Source organism: Pseudomonas brassicacearum subsp. brassicacearum (assembly GCF_008801605.1).
Classification (GTDB): domain Bacteria; phylum Pseudomonadota; class Gammaproteobacteria; order Pseudomonadales; family Pseudomonadaceae; genus Aquipseudomonas; species Aquipseudomonas brassicacearum.
In genome coordinates this window covers 918,157-937,665 of sequence record NZ_VZPJ01000001.1, presented here as the reverse complement: position 1 = coordinate 937,665, position 19,509 = coordinate 918,157, and the positions used below count along the sequence as shown (strand labels likewise).

18 protein-coding genes are annotated in these 19,509 nt (G+C 61.6%); 7 read left to right on the top strand and 11 right to left on the bottom strand.

Annotated features, from left to right (window positions below; translation table 11 throughout):
* Positions 1–135 precede the first annotated feature (135 nt).
* On the top strand, positions 136–765 hold the full coding sequence (locus tag F7R20_RS04110; protein ID WP_003200064.1) for a glutathione S-transferase family protein: 630 nt from the start codon (positions 136–138) through the stop codon (positions 763–765).
* Between the two features lie 108 nt (positions 766–873).
* On the opposite strand, the gene F7R20_RS04105 is transcribed toward F7R20_RS04110, so the two are convergent.
* The 5 genes from F7R20_RS04105 to F7R20_RS04085 form a co-directional block, all read right to left on the bottom strand.
* The gene (locus F7R20_RS04105; protein WP_013692685.1) at positions 874–1,410 is read right to left on the bottom strand and encodes a PqiC family protein; all 537 of its coding nucleotides are present in this window, start codon (positions 1,408–1,410) and stop codon (positions 874–876) included.
* A gap of 17 nt (positions 1,411–1,427) precedes the next feature.
* Entirely contained in the window at positions 1,428–3,086 is a 1,659-nt protein-coding gene (locus F7R20_RS04100) for a PqiB family protein (RefSeq protein ID WP_003200069.1), read from the bottom strand.
* The gene (locus F7R20_RS04095; protein ID WP_027912575.1) at positions 3,067–3,711 is read right to left on the bottom strand and encodes a paraquat-inducible protein A; all 645 of its coding nucleotides are present in this window, start codon (positions 3,709–3,711) and stop codon (positions 3,067–3,069) included. Before F7R20_RS04095 ends, F7R20_RS04100 begins: the two co-directional genes overlap by 20 nt.
* Positions 3,712–3,722: 11 nt before the next feature.
* Positions 3,723–4,319 carry a paraquat-inducible protein A gene (locus tag F7R20_RS04090; RefSeq protein ID WP_003200073.1) on the bottom strand — a complete coding sequence of 199 codons (597 nt, stop codon included), beginning with the start codon at positions 4,317–4,319 and terminating at the stop codon, positions 3,723–3,725.
* A 69-nt stretch (positions 4,320–4,388) separates the two neighbouring features.
* Positions 4,389–4,829, bottom strand: coding sequence for a CBS domain-containing protein (locus tag F7R20_RS04085; RefSeq protein ID WP_003200075.1), 441 nt, complete (start codon positions 4,827–4,829; stop codon positions 4,389–4,391).
* A gap of 317 nt (positions 4,830–5,146) precedes the next feature.
* Between F7R20_RS04085 and F7R20_RS04080 the strand changes: the two genes are divergently transcribed.
* Entirely contained in the window at positions 5,147–7,510 is a 2,364-nt protein-coding gene (locus F7R20_RS04080) for a DNA polymerase II (RefSeq protein ID WP_003200077.1), read from the top strand.
* Between the two features lie 185 nt (positions 7,511–7,695).
* Here F7R20_RS04080 and F7R20_RS04075 read toward each other — a convergent pair whose 3' ends face one another.
* On the bottom strand, positions 7,696–8,517 hold the full coding sequence (locus F7R20_RS04075; RefSeq protein WP_003200078.1) for an aldo/keto reductase: 822 nt from the start codon (positions 8,515–8,517) through the stop codon (positions 7,696–7,698).
* A gap of 156 nt (positions 8,518–8,673) precedes the next feature.
* Positions 8,674–9,825, bottom strand: a complete 1,152-nt coding sequence (locus F7R20_RS04070; protein WP_003200080.1) for an aldose epimerase family protein — start codon at positions 9,823–9,825, stop codon at positions 8,674–8,676.
* A gap of 298 nt (positions 9,826–10,123) precedes the next feature.
* Between F7R20_RS04070 and F7R20_RS04065 the strand changes: the two genes are divergently transcribed.
* The 3 genes from F7R20_RS04065 (at position 10,124) to F7R20_RS04055 (ending at position 12,582) form a co-directional block, all read left to right on the top strand.
* On the top strand, positions 10,124–10,873 hold the full coding sequence (locus F7R20_RS04065; RefSeq protein ID WP_003200082.1) for a hypothetical protein: 750 nt from the start codon (positions 10,124–10,126) through the stop codon (positions 10,871–10,873).
* Between the two features lie 107 nt (positions 10,874–10,980).
* Positions 10,981–11,766, top strand: a complete 786-nt coding sequence (locus tag F7R20_RS04060) for a sulfite exporter TauE/SafE family protein (protein ID WP_003200084.1) — start codon at positions 10,981–10,983, stop codon at positions 11,764–11,766.
* 267 nt (positions 11,767–12,033) lie between these two features.
* Complete coding sequence (locus F7R20_RS04055) at positions 12,034–12,582, top strand: DUF4174 domain-containing protein (protein WP_003200085.1); 549 nt, start codon at positions 12,034–12,036, stop codon at positions 12,580–12,582.
* Positions 12,583–12,646: 64 nt separating this feature from the next.
* Here F7R20_RS04055 and ampC read toward each other — a convergent pair whose 3' ends face one another.
* Entirely contained in the window at positions 12,647–13,795 is a 1,149-nt protein-coding gene (gene ampC / locus F7R20_RS04050; protein ID WP_003200087.1) for a class C beta-lactamase, read from the bottom strand.
* Between the two features lie 272 nt (positions 13,796–14,067).
* Between ampC and F7R20_RS04045 the strand changes: the two genes are divergently transcribed.
* A complete protein-coding gene (locus F7R20_RS04045; RefSeq protein WP_003200089.1) occupies positions 14,068–14,946 on the top strand; it encodes a Dyp-type peroxidase in 879 nt (292 codons plus the stop codon).
* 78 nt (positions 14,947–15,024) lie between these two features.
* Positions 15,025–15,771: an SDR family oxidoreductase gene (locus tag F7R20_RS04040; RefSeq protein WP_003200090.1), complete on the top strand. Its 747-nt coding sequence runs from the start codon at positions 15,025–15,027 to the stop codon at positions 15,769–15,771.
* 115 nt (positions 15,772–15,886) lie between these two features.
* Here F7R20_RS04040 and mapR read toward each other — a convergent pair whose 3' ends face one another.
* The 3 genes from mapR to F7R20_RS04020 form a co-directional block, all read right to left on the bottom strand.
* On the bottom strand, positions 15,887–17,296 hold the full coding sequence (mapR, locus tag F7R20_RS04035) for a GntR family transcriptional regulator MpaR (protein WP_003200093.1): 1,410 nt from the start codon (positions 17,294–17,296) through the stop codon (positions 15,887–15,889).
* Between the two features lie 182 nt (positions 17,297–17,478).
* Positions 17,479–18,891, bottom strand: coding sequence for a cytochrome c oxidase accessory protein CcoG (ccoG, locus tag F7R20_RS04030; RefSeq protein ID WP_003200095.1), 1,413 nt, complete (start codon positions 18,889–18,891; stop codon positions 17,479–17,481).
* 288 nt (positions 18,892–19,179) lie between these two features.
* On the bottom strand, positions 19,180–19,416 hold the full coding sequence (locus tag F7R20_RS04020) for a DUF3203 family protein (protein ID WP_003200097.1): 237 nt from the start codon (positions 19,414–19,416) through the stop codon (positions 19,180–19,182).
* Between the last annotated feature and the right edge of the window lie 93 nt (positions 19,417–19,509).

Genomic DNA, 19,509 nt, shown 5'->3' with positions numbered 1-19,509 from the left:
ATCAAGAGAACTTCATTGACATGATGGTGAACATCGACGGCAGTGATAGCTCGTTGGCCCGCTGCCGGTCAGCTTGATGGAACACTGACGGGCTCGCGGGCTCTATCGGCTAACGCTTATGCAGGAGGTGCTTTCATGTATCAGTTATTCGGTTGCAGGCAATCCGGCTCTTCGGCGGTGGAGGTTGCCCTGTGTCTCTGTGAGGTGGCTTATCAGCGGGTCGATGCCTATTCGACGCAAGACAACGATGCGGCGAAAGAGCTCGAGGCGCTCAATCCTCTGAAGCAGGTGCCGACCCTGCAGTTGCCAGATGGCTCGGTGCTGACCGAAGCGGCCGCAATCCTGATTCACCTCGGGTTGACCTTTCCCGCATCGAAGCTGCTCCCCCAAGACCCTGCCCAGCGCGCGCAAGCCATACGGGGCCTGGTCTACATCGCGGCCAATTGCTACACGCCCATCGGCATTATCGATTTTCCGGAACGCTGGCTGGACGAGGCGGACGAAGCGACTCGGCAGCGATTGATATCCGGCACGCAGCAACGGCTGTATCGCAATTGGGCGCGGTTTGCCGACCAGTTCCCGGCCCGACCTTTTCTAGGCGGTGACGAACCGGGGGCGCTGGATATCCTGGCGGCGGTGATCACGAAGTGGAGAAACACGCGGGAGGCGATGCTGAGCGCCCGCCCAGCGTTCCACGAGTTGTTGGAGCGCATCGACCACCATCCGCGCGTTGCGCCGGTGCTGTCGCTGCACTGGCCGTTGTAGGCGCTGCCGAGCGAAGCGAGGCTGCGATCTTTCCCCTGACGTGCGTCTCAAGCGAAAGATCAAAAGATCGTCCGAACGCGGCCCGAGCCTTTGGCAGCGCCTACGGGGTCAAGGGCAGGCTTTGCGTGCAGCCGCCTGTTCAACAAGGCCGGCAAATTGCCGGACATTTTCCTGATGCGCTGTCACCAGCTCGTCGATACTGGCGCCCGCTGGGGTTTGCAGGCTGCTGCGGCACGTGAGGGGGCGGGCGTCGTTGCCCAGGTTGCGCAGGCGCCATTGCACATCCATGCGGGCATAGCGGCCAGGGATCGAGTCGAAGCGTTGCACGTCTACCCGCAGCAATGATTTCGGTGCGCCAGGGTTGCTCAGTTGTTCGTCCAGGCTGCTGTGCAGTTCATCGGCCAGGCTGGCGCCCCACCATTCGGTTTCCAGGATCGCCAACCCGCTGTTGCCCTGGCGAATGACCATCTGGGTGCGATCCACTTGGGGTGGGACACTGACCTGTTCAATCTGGATGTCCACGCTGGAGCGCGATTGGCCTGCCGGTTGGGCCGGGCTCAGGGTGTGGTAGTGGATCGGATCGCTGCGGCAGGCGCCGAGCAGCAATGCCACGGCAACCAGGGTGAGTTTCAGCGTCAGTGGCATGGGGCGGGCTCCTGTGATCATTCTTTCACCGGCAATGTGAGGTTCTGCGCCGGTGCGTCCTTGGGACGGCCGCGAAGCAGCGATTCGGGATGGCGGCTCAGGTAGTCCGACAGTTCGCGCAGCGAGCGCGACATACGCCCCAGGTCGTCCAGGGTCTGGGTCAGTTGTTCGCGCTGCGGTGAGTCTTCAGCCAGGGTCGAGTTGGCTGATTGCAGGGTCTTGCTGACGTCTTGCAAGGTGCTTTGCACGCCCGGCAGGGTCTTGCTGTTGAACTGGGTCAGGCCTTTGCGCAGCTCCACCAGGTTGCCATCCAGGTTGCCGGCAATGCTCTCCAGTGGCAGTTTGTTGATCCGCTCGATCATCGCCTGCAGTTGTTCCTGCAGTTGCTGGAGACTGCCCGGAATGGTCGGGATACGCACGGGCCGGGCGCTTGGGTCGAAGGCGACTTTTTCCGCCTTGGGGTAGAAATCCAGCGAGATGTACAACTGCCCGGTCAGCAGGTTGCCGCTGCGGGCCTGGGCGCGCAGCCCTCGCTCGACGAAGCTGCCGATCAGGCGGGCGCCAGCGGCTTCGTCGTCTGGATTGTGATTGAGCGACTTGAGCAGTTTTTCATGGGCCTTGCCCAGGCGTTGCGGGTAGATCACCACGCCGACGTTGACCGGAAAGCTGCGCTGTTTCTCATCGAAATCCAGATGGATGGCCACCACCCTGCCGACTTCCACCCCGAGGAACTCCACCGGCGCACCGACGCGCAAGCCGCGCAGCGCCTGATCGAAGCGCAGGGCCAGGTATTGCGCCTTGCCATCAGGCGGGGCGAGGGCGCTCTGCTGGTCGGCAAACAGCTCATAGGTCTTGTCCTCGCTGGCGGGGACGTCGTTGGGGCTGTACTCCGGCGCCCGAAACGCGATGCCGCCCAGCAGCAAGGCCGAGAGCGATTCGGTCTTGACCGCGAAACCATTGGCGCCGACGTTCACGTCCACGCCGCTGACGTTCCAGAACCGGGTGTTTTCGGTGACATACACATCGTTGGGGGCGTTGACGAATACGTCGATGTTGACGCCTTTGCCCTCGGCGTCCAGGGCGTAGGACACCACTTGGCCCACCGGGATCTTGCGCAGATACACCGGCGAGCCGATGTCCAGCGAACCGAGGTCCTGGGAATGCAGGGTGAAGCGCTTGCCCGGTTCGCCGTAGGTGATGGGCGGCGGGTTCTCCAGGCCCGTGAAGGACTTGGCGCGCACTTTCGACTGGCCGGCGTCGGCGCCGATGAAATCCCCCGACAGCAAGGTGTCGATCCCCGAGATACCGCCGGCCCCGATGCGTGGCCGTACGACCCAGAACACCGAATCTTCGTGAGTGAAGGTGTCGGCTGTCTTGGCGAGCTTGACCGTGGCGGTGACGTTCTTCTGGTCCTCGCTCAGTTGCACGTCGGTGACCTGGCCGATGACCACGTTGCGATATTTGACCTGGGTCTTGTTGGCGGTCAGGCCTTGGCCGGTCTTGAAGGTGATGGTGATGGTCGGGCCTTCCTGCAGCCAGTTGTGGACCACCAGGGAAATGCCCACCAGCACCGCGATGATCGGCACGATCCACACCAGCGACACCGTCCAGCGGCGGGTGGTGACGTGGGCGCGGCCGGGGGCGGGTTGCTGCCCGTCAGTGGCTTGCGACTTCATCCATGACCTCCTCGGATGGTTGAGTGTCCCAGATCAGCCGGGGGTCGAAACTCATGGCCGACAGCATGGTGAACAGCACCACGAGGCCGAAGAACAGGATGCCCGGTCGTGGTTCGATGTCGCTCAATGCCTGGAACTTGACCAGGGCCGCCACCAGGGCAACCACCAGCACATCGAGCATCGACCAGTAGCCGATGACTTCCACCAGCCGGTACAGCTTCGCCCGCTGGACCTGGGCCCAGGTGCTGCGCCGCTGTGCGGTCACCAGCAACAGGGTCAGCACCACGAACTTGATGCCGGGCACCGCGATGCTGGCGATGAAGATAATCAGGGCGATGTCCCAGGCGCCACTTTGCCAGAACTCGATGACGCCGCTGATGATGGTGCTGTCGGCGCCTTCGCCGAGCATCTGGGTATTCATGACCGGCAGCAGGTTGGCCGGGATGTAGAACACCAGCGCGGCGAGCATGTAGGCCCAGGTGCGGGTGATGGCGTCGGGTTTGCGTCGATGCAGGGCGGCGTCGCAGCGGGGGCAGGTCTGGGGCTCGTCGGTCATGTCGCAGGCCAGGCCGCAACTGTGGCACAGGCACAGGTCCAGGTCGCGGGCCTCTGGCGGGGTGTCCAGCGGCTGGCCGTTCACAGGCTGTCCCACAGGTCGCGGACATCGCGCCCGGCAATGCGGATCATCAGCAGGCTCAGGGCCGCCAGGGCGAACAGGCCGATGCCCGGGAGCACGTCCAGCAGGCCGGCGAGCTTGATCACCGCCACCAGCGCGCCCAGCAGGCACACTTCCAGCATGCTCCAGGGCCGCAGGGTTTCAAGGCTGCGCATGCACAGGTTGAACCCCGGTGCCCGCCGCTGGAGGTAGGCATGGCCCAGTACCCAGAGCAGGAGCGCCAATTGAAAGGCCGGTGCGATGATGATCGCCACCGCTGTCACCAGGGCGATGAAGGTGATCGGCCCATGGCTCAGCGCCACGATGGAATCCCATAACGTCGCGCTGTTGCTCAGGCCCTGGAGGCGGATGCTCATGATCGGGTAGATGTTGGCGAAGGCCCACAGCACCGCTGCCGTCACGCTCAAGGCCAGGCGCTGCTCGATGGTCAGGCCGTTGTAGCGCTGGATCACCGCGTGGCAGCGCACGCACGAAGCTTTCTGGTGCGCGACGAGCACCACCGGCTCGTACACCGCATCGCAATGTTCACAAATGATCAGTCGGTCGGTGTTGGCCATTGGGATGCTCGCAGGAACAACCCCTTCAATATAGAAGTGCCTTGAGAATGAGCAACCCGACCGAATGGATCATTCCCCGCGAATGTATTGCTCCAGTTGTTTGATCAGATCGGCCTGTTCGGCGATGGCTTCCTTGACCAGGTCGCCGATGGACAGCAGGCCGACCAGTTTGCCGTCCTCTACCACTGGTAAATGCCGCAGGTGTTTTTCGGTCATGATGCTCAGGCAGGTCTCGACGTTCTGGTGCGGGTCGATGGTGATCACGGGGGAGACCATGATGTCACTGACCTTCGTGCCCACCGATGAGCGCCCGCGCAAGACCATTTTGCGGGCATAGTCGCGCTCGCTGATGATCCCCAGCACTTCATCGTTCTTCACTACCAGCAACGCACCGACGTTCTTCTCGGCCATGCGCATCAGGGCCTGCAATACCATGTCGTCCGGTGAGATGGTGTGCACTTGCTGGTTCTTCTCGTCTTTTATCCGGAGCAACTGCGCGACGGTTTTCATGGGGGGCCTCGGGTGTTGTTTTTGCTGGTTGTTAAAGCATCGTAGACCCAACGGCGCAGAGCAAGCGGTAAAGCGGCGGCCAGTCGTCCAAAAGCGTCATTACCGGGGGATTTCCCACCGATGTGATGCCATCCAGCATTGTGGCGAGGGGCGTCCCTCTGTGGGAGCAAGCCTGTGGGAGCAAAGCTTGCTCGCGATGAACGATGACACGGTCTAGCAGTTGAACCGCATCGCGGGCAAGCCTTGCTCCCACAAAGGAATAAATCCCCTCGCCACAGGGTAGAATCGTCGCCTACGTAGAATTCGAGGTTGCAGCGGTGGATTTACAGCAGGGCTTCGTCCTGACCCGGCATTGGCGCGATACCCCGGCCGGCACCGAAGTCGAGTTCTGGCTGGCGACCGACGCCGGTCCCCAGCGCGTGCGCCTCCCAGTGCAAACGTCGGTGGCCTTTGTGCCGCAGATCCAGCGCGGCCAGCTCGAAGCCTTGCTGCAAGGGGAGAAGGAGGTAGAACTGCGCCCCCTGGACCTGCTGGATTTCGAGCATCGTCCGGTGCTGGGATTGTATTGCCAGCAGCATGCCCAACTGATGCGCCTGGACACCACCCTGCGCCGCGCCGGCGTGGAGGTGTTCGAAGCGGACATCCGGCCGCCGGAGCGCTACCTGATGGAGCGCTTCATCACCGCCCCGGTCTGGTTTGGCGGTACGCCGGCTGCCGATGGCCTGCTGGTCGATGCCCAGATGAAGCCGGCGCCCGAATACCGTCCACCGTTGCGCCTGGTGTCCCTGGACATCGAAACCACCGCCCAGGGCGAATTGTATTCCATCGCCCTGGAAGGCTGCGGCGAGCGCCAGGTCTACATGCTCGGGCCAGCCAATGGCGACGATACCGGCGTGGATTTCCAGCTGGAATACTGCGAATCGCGCACGGTGCTGCTGAAGAAACTCAACGATTGGTTCGCCCGTTTCGACCCTGACGCGATCATTGGCTGGAACCTGGTGCAATTCGACCTGCGAGTGCTGCATGAACACGCCCGGCGCCTGGCGGTGCCGTTGCGTCTGGGACGCGGTGGCGAAGAGATGCAATGGCGCGAGCACGGCGCGCGCAACAACCACTTCTTCGCCTCGGCCGCTGGCCGGCTGATCATCGACGGTATCGAGTCCCTGCGTTCGGCCACCTGGAGTTTCCCCTCGTTCAGCCTGGAAAACGTCGCCCAGACGCTGCTGGGGGAGGGCAAGTCCATCGATAACCCGTACCAGCGCATGGACGAGATCAATCGCATGTTCGCCGAGGACAAGCCGGCCCTGGCCCGCTACAACCTCAAGGACTGTGAACTGGTGACACGGATCTTCGCCAAGACCGAGTTGCTCAAGTTCCTCTTGGAGCGGGCCAGCGTCACCGGGCTGCCGGCGGACCGCAGCGGAGGTTCGGTGGCGGCCTTCACGCACCTGTACATGCCGCTGATGCATCGCCAAGGGTTTGTTGCACCCAACCTGGGCCAGCGTCCGCCCGAGGCCAGCCCGGGTGGTTTTGTCATGGACTCCCAACCGGGCCTCTACGAGTCGGTGCTGGTGCTGGACTACAAGAGCCTGTATCCATCGATCATCCGCACCTTCCTGATTGACCCGGTGGGTTTGATCGAAGGGTTGCGTCACCCGGATGACCAGGAATCGGTGCCAGGCTTTCGCGGGGCGCGCTTCTCCCGTACTCGACATTGCCTGCCAGCCATCGTGGCGCGGATCTCCGAAGGCCGGGAGACCGCCAAGCGCGAGCACAATGCGCCGCTGTCCCAAGCGTTGAAAATCATCATGAACGCCTTTTATGGCGTGCTCGGTTCCAGTGGCTGCCGTTTCTTCGACACACGCCTGGCCTCGTCCATCACCCTGCGCGGTCACGAGATCATGCAGCGCACCCGCCAGTTGATCGAAGCCCAGGGGCATGTGGTGATCTATGGCGATACCGATTCCACGTTCGTTTGGCTTCGTCGTGCCCATGGCCAGGAGGAAGCGGCCAGGATCGGTCGCGAGTTGGTGGCCCACGTCAACCAATGGTGGCGTGAGCAGGTGCGCGATGAGTTCGGGCTGGAGAGTGCGCTGGAGCTGCAGTTCGAAACGCATTTCAAGCGCTTTCTGATGCCGACTATCCGCGGCGCCGAGGAGGGCAGCAAGAAACGCTACGCCGGATTGGTAACCCGTGCCGATGGCAGCGACGAAATCGTCTACAAGGGCCTGGAAACCGTGCGCACCGACTGGTCGCCGCTGGCCCGGCAGTTCCAGCAGGAGCTGTACGGGCGGATTTTCCACCGCAAGCCCTATCAGGATTATGTGCGCGATTATGTGCGGCAGACCCTGGCCGGCGCGTTCGATGAACGGTTGGTCTACCGCAAGCGTCTGCGTCGGCCGCTGGAAGACTATGAACGCAACGTCCCACCCCATGTGCGGGCCGCGCGGCTGGCCGATGAGTTCAACCAGCGCCAGGGCCGTCCGCGGCAATACCAGAATGGCGGCTGGATCAGCTACGTCATCACCGTCGCCGGCCCCGAACCGCTGGAAATCCGCAGTGCGTCAATCGATTACGACCACTACGTGACCAAACAGCTACAGCCGGTGGCGGATGCGATCCTGCCGTTTGTGGATGATGATTTTTCGACGTTGGTGGGTGGACAGATGGGGTTGTTCTGAAACTCCGTGGTATTCAGGCCGAGCCCGTGGTCAGGGTTTATCCCCTGTGGGAGCAAGGCTTGCCCGCGATGCGGGCGCCTCGTTTTTCCTAGGACACCGTATCGCCTCCATCGCGGGCAAGCCTTGCTCCCACAGATGAACTCCCTCGCCACAAGTCAGTGTGAATCCCGAGGTTGAATGGGTCTTCAGACCATCGCCAAGCGCTGCTTGCGCTGGGGCTGGGGAAATATCAGGTCTAGGGCTGCCAGGTCTTGCGGTTCCAGCTTGAGGTTGGCCGCTTCGGCATTCAAACGCACATGCTCAGGTTTCACGGCCTTGGGAATGGCAATCACATTGTCCTGGCGCAACAGCCAGGCCAGTGCGATCTGCGCCGGTGTGGCGCGATGGCGTTCGGCGATCTGTCCCAGGGTGTGATCCTTGAGCAGGTGTCCGCCCTGGCCGACCGGGCAGTAGGCCATGACGGGCATGGACTGGCGCTGGCACCAGGGCAGCAGGTCGAATTCGATGCCGCGTTCCTGCAGGTTGTACAGCACTTGGTTGGTCGCGCAGGCCGGCGCGGCCAGTTCTTCAAGGTCCGCTACATCGAAGTTCGACACGCCCCAACGGCCGATCTTGCCTTCTTCGCGCAGCCGCTCGAAGGCTTCGACGGTTTCGTCCAGCGGGTACTGCCCGCGCCAGTGCAGCAGATAAAGGTCGATGTAATCGGTGTCGAGCCGCCGCAGACTGCGTTCGCAGGCCAGGGGAATGCCTTTGCGACTGGCGTTGTGAGGGTAGACTTTACTCACCAGGAAAACCTGGTCGCGCAGGCCGGTGATCGCTTCGCCAACGACGGTTTCGGCACCGCCTTCGGCATACATCTCCGCCGTGTCGATCAGGGTCATGCCCAATTCGATTCCCAACCGCAGGGCGGCCACTTCTTTCTTGTGATGAGACGGTTCCTCACCCATGCGCCAGGTGCCCTGGCCAATGACCGGTACGGACACACCCGCCAATTCCAGCGTCCTCATGCCTTTCTCCTGTTGTGCTGATCGATAATCCAATGGACAGCAGGATAGTCGTAGGAGCTGGCGAAGCCTGCGATCTTTTCGCTCCAAACTCAATTGTCTGGGGAAAGATCGCAGCTTCGCTTTGCTCGACAGCTCCTACGGGTGTGGTGCTTTTTTTTATTTCGCGGAGAACTTCAACACCATGGTCTGGGTGTAGGTCTGGCCCGGATCAAGCCGCGTCGAAGGGAAGTTCGGCTGGTTGGGCGAGTCGGGGTAGTGCTGGGTTTCCAGGGTGAACGCGCCCCAATGTGGATAGACCTTGCCTTGCTTGCCCTTGACGGTGCCGTCGAGGAAGTTGCTGGTGTAGAACTGCACGCCAGGCTCGGTGGTGTAGAGCTGCAGGCGTCGTCCGGAGTCCGTGTCATACACCTCGGCGGCCAGTTTGTTCACGTCGCCCTTGGCGTCCAGCGCCCAGTTGAAATCGAAGCCGCCTTGTTTCGGTTCGGCGAATTTGAGTTGTGGGTGATCGGCCTTGATATGGGTGCCGATGGCGGTGGGTTGGGTGAAGTCCATCGGTGTGCCGGCCACGGGGGCCAGTTCGCCAGTGGGAATGAGCTTGCCGGTGACCGGCGTGTAATGGGCCGCGTGCAGGGTCGCGACCTGCTCGAGTATGTCGCCGTTGCCTGCCCCGGCCAGGTTGAAATAGCTGTGGTTGGTCAGGTTCAGCACTGTGGGCTTGTCGGTGGTGGCTTTGTACTCGATGCGCAACTCGTTCTGTTCGTTGAGGCTGTAGGTGACGTCGGTCTTCAGTGCACCGGGGAAACCCATCTCGCCATCGGCTGACAAGTAGGTCAGGGTGACGCCCACCGAGTCCTTGGCATTATGGGGCTGGGCCTTCCAGACGCGCTTGTCGAACCCTTGCGGCCCGCCGTGCAAGGAATTGCCATGGTCGTTCTGCGGCACCTGGTAACGCTTGCCGTCCAGCTCGAAGGCGCCGTCGGCCAGGCGATTGCCGAAGCGGCCGATGGTCGCGCCGAAATACACGCTGCCGTTCTTCTGGTAACCCTGCACGTCGTCGAAGCCGAGCACGATGTCGGCGGCCTTGCCGTGTTTGTCCGGCACGCTCAATGACTGGAGGATGCCGCCGTAGGTGATGACCGTGGCCTCCATGCCGTGACTGTTGCGCAGCACGAATTTTTCCACCGCCGTGCCGTCGTCGGTTTTGCCGAACGCACCACGTTCGTTGGTCAGGCCGGCAGCGTGGGAAGCCGAGGTGGCGATCATCAGAGACACTCCGAGGGCCGTGAGCAGTTGTCTGGATTCAAGCATGGTATGACCTTCCTTCCTGTTGTTTTGTTGTTGTTTTGAACGCGGGGCGAGTCCGCTACTGGTCGGACAGCGCTGAAGGTTTTTCTGGTTAGTAGTCTTTCTATTTGATGGGTGAGAAGGGATTTATAGCCATTAATAAGGATTTATCAATTAAAAAGTAAGACTAATTGAGTGAGGGGGATGTTGCTGGAGACCGAAGGTTTGCTCCGGGTACTGCACTTTTGCGATTTTTGCCGCTCTATCCATGGCCTGGAAGCGACGACCCCCCATCGCTTCCCCATGCCCAGACCGAGATTCGATGGCCGGTGTTTTTTATTCTGTGACGAGATTGCGCCGTTGTTGCCTGGCATTGTTGGTCGGTGTGTCGATGCTGTTCAGCGGCGGCTGCAGCCATCAGCAGGGGCAGGACATGGTCACGCAGTTCAGCAACGCCAGGCCCCAGGAGTTCTTGCAGACCAGCGTCGATCGCATGGCCACGTTGTCGATGCACGACAACCTGCAAAGCCTCTATCTGCTGATGAACAAGCTGTACCTGCGCAACCCCGAGGAACTGCGCAAGTCCGGTTTTCTCGACGCCCGCACTGCGGAAAAACAGGTGCGCATGGCCATCGAGCAGCAACAGCCCTTGCCGACCCTGGGTGGCAAGAAGGACCTGGCAGCCCTGAGCTATGCCATGAGCCCGGAATTTCTCGGCGATCGGGTAGGGGCGTTCATCTATGCCATTGGCAGCATGCTGGTCACCGCGCACGGCAATCGCCTCGAGTTCTACATGACCGACACCATCGACCCGCGTTTTGTCAGCAACGCGGCGCGCAATATCGAAAAGGCCACCTGGCTGCTGAGCCAGCGGCAGAACAAGGACGGCAAGCTGTTGCTGTTTTCCAATGAGATTTCGGAGGAGGGCAGCAACCTGAGTTTCGCCGTGGAGTTCGGAAAAATCGTCGCCCGATTGGACCTGCTGACCCAGATGCTCGATGAGCGCTACCGGCGGATCGGCTTGAATTACGCCCAGAGCCTGCTGTTCCTCAACTTCCTGCCGGTTCAGTGAAGCTATGGAAAAGGAATAAAGATAGATCACATCGATATAGGAGGTTATAAGAAAAATCGCTATGCTCGCGGCCAGATTTTTCACGCGGTCGTGCTGAGACGGGTTTAATGGATTTCGGTAATGTCGGTTTAGTCGTTGCAGGCCTGGTGGTCGGTTTCATCGTTGGGATGACCGGCGTCGGCGGTGGTTCGCTGATGACCCCGATCCTGTTGTGGTTTGGTATCAACCCTGCGACGGCGGTAGGTACGGACCTGCTGTACGCGGCTATTACCAAGTCTGGTGGTGTCCTGGTTCATGCAAAAAATCGCAACATCGACTGGGCGATTACTGGCTGGCTGACGTTGGGCAGTGTGCCGGCGGTCGGCTTGACGCTGTGGTTCCTCAGCAGCCTGCACAGCTCCCCCGAGGCGATGAACGCGGTAATCAAGCAAGCCTTGGGCTTTGTGTTGTTCGCCACCGCCCTGGCGATCCTGTTCAAGAAGCGCCTGCTGCAATTTGCCCACGACCGCGCTGGCGGCCACTACAACCCCTCCGGTTCGCGCCTCAATGTGCTGACGGTCATCACTGGCCTCGTGCTGGGTGCGATGGTCGCCTTGACCTCCATCGGCGCTGGCGCCCTGGGCACTGTCGCGCTGTTCATCCTCTACCCGTTCCTGGTCACCAAGCGCCTGGTGGGCACCGAGATCGCCCACGCCGTACCGCTGACCCTGGTGGCTGGCCTGGGCCATGCGAGCATGGGCAACATGGACTGGCACATCCTGGGTTTCCTGCTGATCGGTTCGTTGCCGGGGATCTACCTGGGCAGTCATTTGTCGGGACGCATCTCCGACGAATTGCTGCGCCCGTGCCTGGCGGTGATGCTGGCGATGATCGGGTTCAAGCTGGCGTTCTAGAACAGTCAGCTCAAGTCCAATAGTGTGGGAGCGAGCTTGCTCGCGATAACGGTGTGTCAGTCGACTCGATGTTGGGCGTCATGACGCTATCGCGAGCAAGCTCGCTCCCACAATTAGTCTCTCCCGACTTCAGCGCTCTCCTTGCGGTTGCGCAATGAACCCCCTGGCCTAAGCTTCAAGTCAGGCAGGCGCAGTATTGAGCGACTCTCGCGGAACAATCGCCGCCCTGTGCAATCAGTACAGCGTAAATATCAAAAGGAGAGGCGCATGCTCATTCGGTCGTTGACCTTCGCTACCTTGCTGGCCATCGCCGGCCCACTGTTCGCTGCCGATGGCGACTCGCCGCTGTTGGCGGACGCAGGCAAGTCACGTCCCCTTGTCGTCATCGCGCCCAGCACGGTCGACCCTGCCTGGGTGAGCCTGAAAAAGGCCTTGGATGAACCGGCAGGCAAGCAGGGCTTTTCCGAGCGCAACATGGTGCTCTATACCGTGCTCAATACCATTGGGCAGCGCGATGGCAAGGATCTGGATCCGCAAAGCACCATGGCGTTGATTCGCTCGCTCAAGCTGGGAGCCGGAGCACAGACCAAGATCATCCTGGTGGGCAAGGACGGGGAAAAGAAGCTTGAGCATTCCGGGGCGATCGAACTGAAAGACCTCTTCGATGCCGTCGATAAACTGCCTGCGGCAGAGAAAGAAGCAACACCTCCAGCCCCACCACCCGCGCCAGAGCCTGCACCGACCAAGGATGCGAAAGGCGCCAAGCCTGGCAAGGCAGTCAAGCCGGCGGGGCCGGTGAAGCCGCTGGATGATTGATTTCCGCCGACAGACTCTTGTGGTGAGGGGATAAATCCCCTCGCCACAAGTGAGCCCAGCCGATTTATTTCACGTCCAGCGCAGCGAGGATCCGATGCGCCGCTTTCACCCGTTCTTCGATCGGGTAGTTCCTGTTCGCTAGCATGACGATCCCCATGTCCTTTCCGGGTACGAACGCCGCGTATGCGCCGAAACCGTTGGTAGATCCTGTCTTGTTGATCCAGGCGCCGTCCGGCGCTGGGCGAGGCGGGTTGAGAGGTTCGACTTTTTGTGGGGTCAGGGCCATTTGCGGTGTGTTGCCAGCGAGCAGGTCATCCAAGGTGAACGGAGCGGGGTAGAACTCCCAGCCCAGCCCCTGATTCATCCCGCCAACCCTGTAGAAACCTGTATGCGTCGTGGCGATCGCTTGCTTCAGATCCGCGTCCAGTTTTTCCGGTCGCAGGTTGGCCTCGAGGAAACGCATCAGGTCCGATGAGCTGGTTTTCACCCCGTAGGCCTCGGAGTCCAGGGCTCCCGGTCCGACCCGGACGGGCTTGCCGTCTTTTGCATAGCCTTGGGCGTATCGGCCCAACTGATCCTGCGGCACCCGCACATAGCTGTGCTGGAGGCCCAGCCCTGGCATCAGCGTGCGCTCCATCACCTCGTCAAACGGCCGCTCCAGGCTGCGGGCTGCCAGATAGCCGAACAGGCCGATGCTCGGGTTTGAATAGAGCCGCTGAGTGCCGGCCGGGTAGAGCGGCTTCCAGGTCGTGTAATAACTGAACATCCGGTCCGGATGGTCCGCCTCGGCGGGGAACTGCAACGGCAGGCCACCGGCGGTATAGGTGGCGAGGTTGAGCAGGCTGATACCCTCGAAGGCACTGCCGCGCAGCTCGGGAGCAAAGCGACTGGCCGGGTCCGCCAGGGACAGCTTGCCCTGGGCCTGGGCATAGGCGCCAAGGGTGGCGGTGAAGGTCTTGCTGATCGAGCCGATTTCGAAGAGAGTCTGGTCGGTGACCGGCTTTTTCGTGTCCTTGGAGGCCACGCCGTAGTTGAAGTAATGGCGTTGACCGTTGTAGGTGATCGCCACGGCCATGCCGGCGATGTCCTGTTGCTTCATCAAGGGCTGGATCGTGGCATTGACAGCGTCTTCAATACGATCCTGGGCAAAGCCCGGAGCTGCCCCGCAAACCAGGAAAAAAGTGCCTGCGAGTATCGATTTAGCCATGTGCATGTCGGACCGTCTCCTTGGATGGCGGTGGTTCAAGCCGCTCTGCATCCAGCAGCTTTCGATGCCTGAGTGCATCTTGGGGTGGTCAATCTAGGAGGTTTTCGGTTGTTCGGCAATCGGTGCTCATCCGGCTCAAGGGCGCTTCGGAGTCGTCCGACTGGACCGCAGGAGTGTTCCTACGAAAATCTTCGGTCGCCGGCTTTTCGGTGTCGCATGGCAAACCACACAAACCCACGGCTGCCGGGTAAACTTGCGCTCTTTCTAAAGGAGTTCACATGAGTTACTACCAGCCCGGCATTCTCGCCACCCCTGTTCCGCCTCAGGCCCGTCATTTGTTTTTTGCCCTGGAATCGGTCGAGGCATTGCCGGCTGCGATAGACAAACTCCTGTTGCTGGTCGATGGGCGGGCCGTGGTCGGTTTTGGCGAATCGCTGGTCCAGGCGCTGGGCGCCCAGGTCGAAGGCTTGCGAGCCTTCCCAGCGTTGGCCGGCGTAGGCGTGGACAACCCCTCGACCCAACACGCGCTGTGGTGCTGGCTGCACGGCGAAGACCGCGGCGAGCTGATGCACCGCAGTCGCGCCATCGAGGCGGTGCTGGCCCCGGCGCTGCGCCTGGTGCAGATGAACGAAACCTTCCGCCATATGACCGGCCATGACCTGACCGGCTACGAAGACGGCACCGAAAACCCTCACGACGAAGCGGCCATCGCCGCCGCCCTGACCCAGGGAGTCGATGGGGTGCGCGGTGGCAGTTTCGCCGCGATCCAGCAATGGCAGCACGATCTGGATGGCTTCGCGGCGATGCAACCCCATGAGCGCGACAACATCATGGGCCGTCGCCTGAGCGACAACGAAGAACTCGACGACGCGCCGGAATCGGCCCACGTCAAGCGCACCGCCCAGGAAAGCTTCGCCCCGGAGGCGTTCGTGGTGCGTCGTTCCATGCCGTGGATCGAAGGCGACCGTGCGGGGCTGATGTTCCTGGCGTTCGGTTTCTCCCTCGATGCTTTCGAGGCACAACTGCGCCGCATGAGTGGCCTGGAAGACGGCATCACCGATGGCCTGTATCGCATGAGCCGGCCAATCACCGGCGGCTATTACTGGTGCCCGCCACTGTTGGACGGACGCCTGGATCTGCGCGCCCTGGCCCGGTAAGCGCAACGGTTTGTGCAAAGCGTGACGTGAACGCTATTCTTGGGCCGGATGTCTATCCGTGGAATGGGGGAAGCAAACGTGGATAAAGTCATCGTCATCACCGGTGGCGGCCGCGGAATCGGGGCGGCCACGGCGCTGTTGGCTGCCGAGTTGGGCTATCGGATCTGCATCAATTACCAGTCCGATGAGAGTGCCGCGCAGGAGGTGCTCGAACAGGTCCGGGCCAAGGGCGCGCAGGCGATTGCCGTGCGGGCCGACGTGAGCATCGAAGACGAAGTGATCGGCCTGTTCGACCGGGTGGACGCCGAGCTGGGCCGTGTCACCGCCCTGGTGAACAACGCCGGCACGGTCGCGCAGAAATCCCGGCTCGATGAAATGTCCGAATTCCGCATTCTCAAGATCATGAAGACCAACGTGCTGGGGCCGATTCTTTGCGCCAAGCACGCGGTGCTGCGCATGTCGCCCAGGCACGGCGGGCAGGGTGGCAGCATCGTCAACGTCTCGTCGGTGGCCGCGCGCTTGGGCGCACCGGGGGAGTACGTCGATTACGCGGCCTCCAAGGGCGCGCTGGACACCTTCACCATCGGCTTGTCCAAGGAAGTGGCCGGCGAAGGCATTCGCGTCAACGCGGTGCGTCCCGGCTACATCTACACCGATTTCCATGCCCTGAGCGGTGACCCGGACCGGGTCAGCAAGCTGGAATCAGCGATCCCCATGGCTCGGGGCGGGCGTCCGGATGAAGTGGCCGAAGCGATTATCTGGCTGTTGTCGGACAAGGCTTCGTATGCGACCGGGACGTTTGTGGATCTGGGGGGCGGGCGCTGAGTCCTGGGGTGTCTGTTTTGGCCCTATCGCGAGCAAGCTTTGCTCCCACAGGGGACAGTGTTCCGATGTGGGAGCAAAGCTTGCTCGCGATGGCGGTCTGACGGACAACCCGATATCAGAACGAGCGAATAATCCGCCCCAACGTCTCCATGGCCTTTTCCGAGGCCTCGGTCCACGGGCTGCCGTAATTCAAGCGGATGCAATTCCTGAAACGCCGGGTTGGTGAAAAGATCGGTCCCGGCGCGATGCTGATGCCCTGGGCCAGGGCCATCTGGAACAGCTTGAGCGAATCCATCTGCTCCGGCAGCTCCAGCCACAGGAAGTAGCCCCCCGCCGGCTGGCTGACCCGGGTCTGGGCGGGGAAGTAGCGGGCGATGGCGGCGAGCATCGCGCTTTGCTGTTCCTCCAGGGCATAGCGCAGTTTGCGCAGGTGACGGTCGTAGCCTCCGTGTTGCAGGTAGTCGGCGATGGCGGCCTGGGCCGGCATCGAGGCGCACAACGAGGTCATGAGCTTGAGCCGTTCGATCTTCTGCGCGTAGCGCCCGGCGGCGACCCAGCCGATGCGATAACCCGGTGCCAGGCTCTTGGCGAACGAACCGCAATGCATCACCAAGCCTTCGGTGTCGAACGCCTTGGCAGGCTTGGGGGCCTGCTGGCCGTAATAGAGTTCGGCGTACACGTCGTCCTCGATCAGCGGCACCTGATGGCGGCGCAGCAACTCTACCAACGCCTGTTTGCGCTCTTCGGGCATGGTCGCGCCCATGGGGTTCTGGAAGCTGGTCATGCACCAACAGGCCTTGATCGGATGGCGCTCCAGTGTCTGCGCCAGCACGTCCAGGTCGATGCCGTCGCGCGGGTGCACGGGAATTTCCACGGCCTTGAGCTTCAGGCGCTCCAGTACCTGCAGGCTGGCGTAGAACGCTGGCGCTTCGATCGCCACCAGATCGCCGGGCTCGGTCACGGCTTGCAGGCACAGGTTCAACGCTTCCAGGGCGCCGTTGGTGACCAACAGCTCCTCCATGGGCAGCATCAACCCGCCGACCATGTAGCGCAGGGCGATCTGTCGGCGCAGTTGCGGGTTGCCTGGCGACATGTCCGTGACCACCATTCGCGGGTCCATGTCCCGTGTTGCGCTGGACAGCGAACGGGACAGCCGTTGCAGTGGGAACAGCATCGGGCTGGGGAATGCCGAGCCGAACGGTACGGTGGCCGGGTCCTTGATCGAGTCGAGGACCGAAAATACCAGCTCACTGACGTCGACTTCGGTGGACTCGTGCACCTGGCTGCTGATCGCGGGCTCCGAAAACGGGCTCGGCGCATGGGTGTTGACGAAGTAGCCGGAGCGCGGCCGGGCCCGGATCATGCCGCGTCGTTCCAGCAGGTAATAGGCCTGGAACACGGTGGACGGGCTGACACCGTAGGTCTGGCTGGCGTAGCGTACCGACGGCACACGCTGACCTGGCCCCAGCATGCCCGAGCGGATCAGTTCAGCGATGTCGTCGGCAAATTTCTCGTAGCGTTTCATGGTGGTGCCCAGTCTTGAATGACGCGTGGTTTGCGCTTTTTAAACTGTGGGAGCTTCTGTGGGAGCAAAGCTTGCTCGCGACGCAGGCGACACGGATCAACAGTAAGGTCGCGTTATCGTTCTTCGCGAGCAAGCTTTGCTCCCACACGCTCGCTCCCACAGGTGCCCGGCATCTTAAAGCTTCAACGATTCATCGGTGCGACAAAACGGCTCTTGGCGATGCTGTAGATGCCTGGCTCGTCGCTGTCGGCGACCTTGAACGTCATTTCCTGGGAGCCTTTGCCGGGCCGTTCGCTGAGCATCGCCACCGACACCGGCACATCGACGATTTCCCCCGGGGCCAGGCTCAGTTGGGTCTTGCCTTGCAGGATGAAGCCGTCGCCGTCCACCAGGGACAGATGGTAATCCTGGCGCTGTTGGGTCTTGTTGATGATTTTCAGGCTGTAGATGTTCTCGATCTGGCCTGCGCTGTTTTCCCGAAACAGGCCACGGTCCTTGCTGACGTCCAGCGACACCATGGGCCGTTGCATCAGCGCTACGACCAGCGCGCCGATCATCACCAGCAGCACGGCGGTATAGCCGATCAGCCGAGGCCTGAGCAGGTGAGTCTTGCCACCCTGCAGCTGATGTTCGGAGGTGTATTTGATCAGGCCGTGGGCGTAGCCCATCTTGTCCATGATCGAGTCGCAGGCATCAATGCAGGCCGCGCAGCCGATGCACTCCATCTGCAGGCCGTCGCGGATGTCGATGCCGGTGGGGCAGACCTGCACGCACATCTGGCAGTCGATGCAGTCGCCCAGACCAATATTGGCCGGGTTTGCCTCGCGTTTGCGTGGGCCGCGGATTTCACCGCGGGCCGCATCGTAGGAAATGGTCAGCGTGTCCTTGTCGAACATCACGCTCTGGAAGCGTGCATAGGGGCACATATGCATGCACACCGCTTCACGCAGCCAGCCGGCGTTGAGATAGGTGGCTGCGGTAAAGAAGAGCACCCAGAACAGACTCACGCCGGCCATTTGCAGGGTCAGCAGTTCTTCGGCCAAGGGGCGGATCGGTGTGAAGTACCCCACGAACGTCAGGCCGGTGAGCAGGCTGATGGCCAGCCATAGCGTGTGCTTGGCGCTGCGGCGCAAGAGTTTGTTCAGGCCCCAGGGCGCGGCCTGCAGTTTGATCCGCTGGTTGCGTTCGCCCTCGGTGATTTTCTCGCACCACATGAAGATCCAGGTCCAGGAACTCTGCGGGCAGGTGTACCCGCACCACACGCGGCCAGCAAACACGGTGATCGCAAACAGGCCGAAGGCGGCAATGATCAGCAAGGCCGACAGCAGGATGAAATCCTGGGGCCAGAAGGTCGCGCCAAAGATGTGGAATTTGCTTTCGGAAAGGTCCCAGAGCACCGCCTGGCGTCCGCCCCAGTTCAACCACACCGTGCCGAAGAACAGCAGGAACAGAACCCCCGCACCGCTGATGCGCAGGGTACGAAACAAACCGGTGAAGCTGCGGGTGTGGATCAGGTTGTCGGTGCTCCTGGCCTTTATCTTCGTTGGCGCAGGTTCGAACGTCTGTATCAACTGGACGGGGATTCTATCGCTCATGGTCGGTCGCTCATCAGCCTCTATCTGGCCGGGGCACTATGACCATGGAACTGTTTGCATAACAGACTCAGGTGTTTCGATAAAAACCGGATCAGATGCCGCGAAACCCAGGCCCTGCGACACTTTGATGCACCCGAGGACGAGCGAACATACCGTTGAGGCCAGGGGGTAGTGGGAGCAAAGCTTGCTCGCGATACAGACACCTCGGTTCAAGAAGTATCGTGTTGTTTTCATCGCGAGCAAGCTTTGCTCCCACGGATTGAACACCTCGCAGAGGCTTCAAGCCGTTCAGATCGCCGAGCCGCTGTCGCTGGCCTTCAGGTGCTTGCGCCCGTCGACTGCGCCGGCCACGGTCAGTGCATCGGCCTCGGCCTCGGTGATGTAGACCCGGTCGCCATTGAGCTCCACGACTGACATGGCCTTGTCCGGGTCGGTGATGATGGTCAGCTCGCTGGCAGGGCGCTGTTCGGTGCCATTGGGGGTTTCGAAATGGCAGGTCTGGTTGTCATCGATACGGACAGTCATGGTGTTGCTCCTTCCGGGGTCATGAACGTTAGGTCGCGCGGCCAAGCCAGGGTTCGTTGCGGCTGATCAGCGGTCGGGCGCACCTCTGGCGCC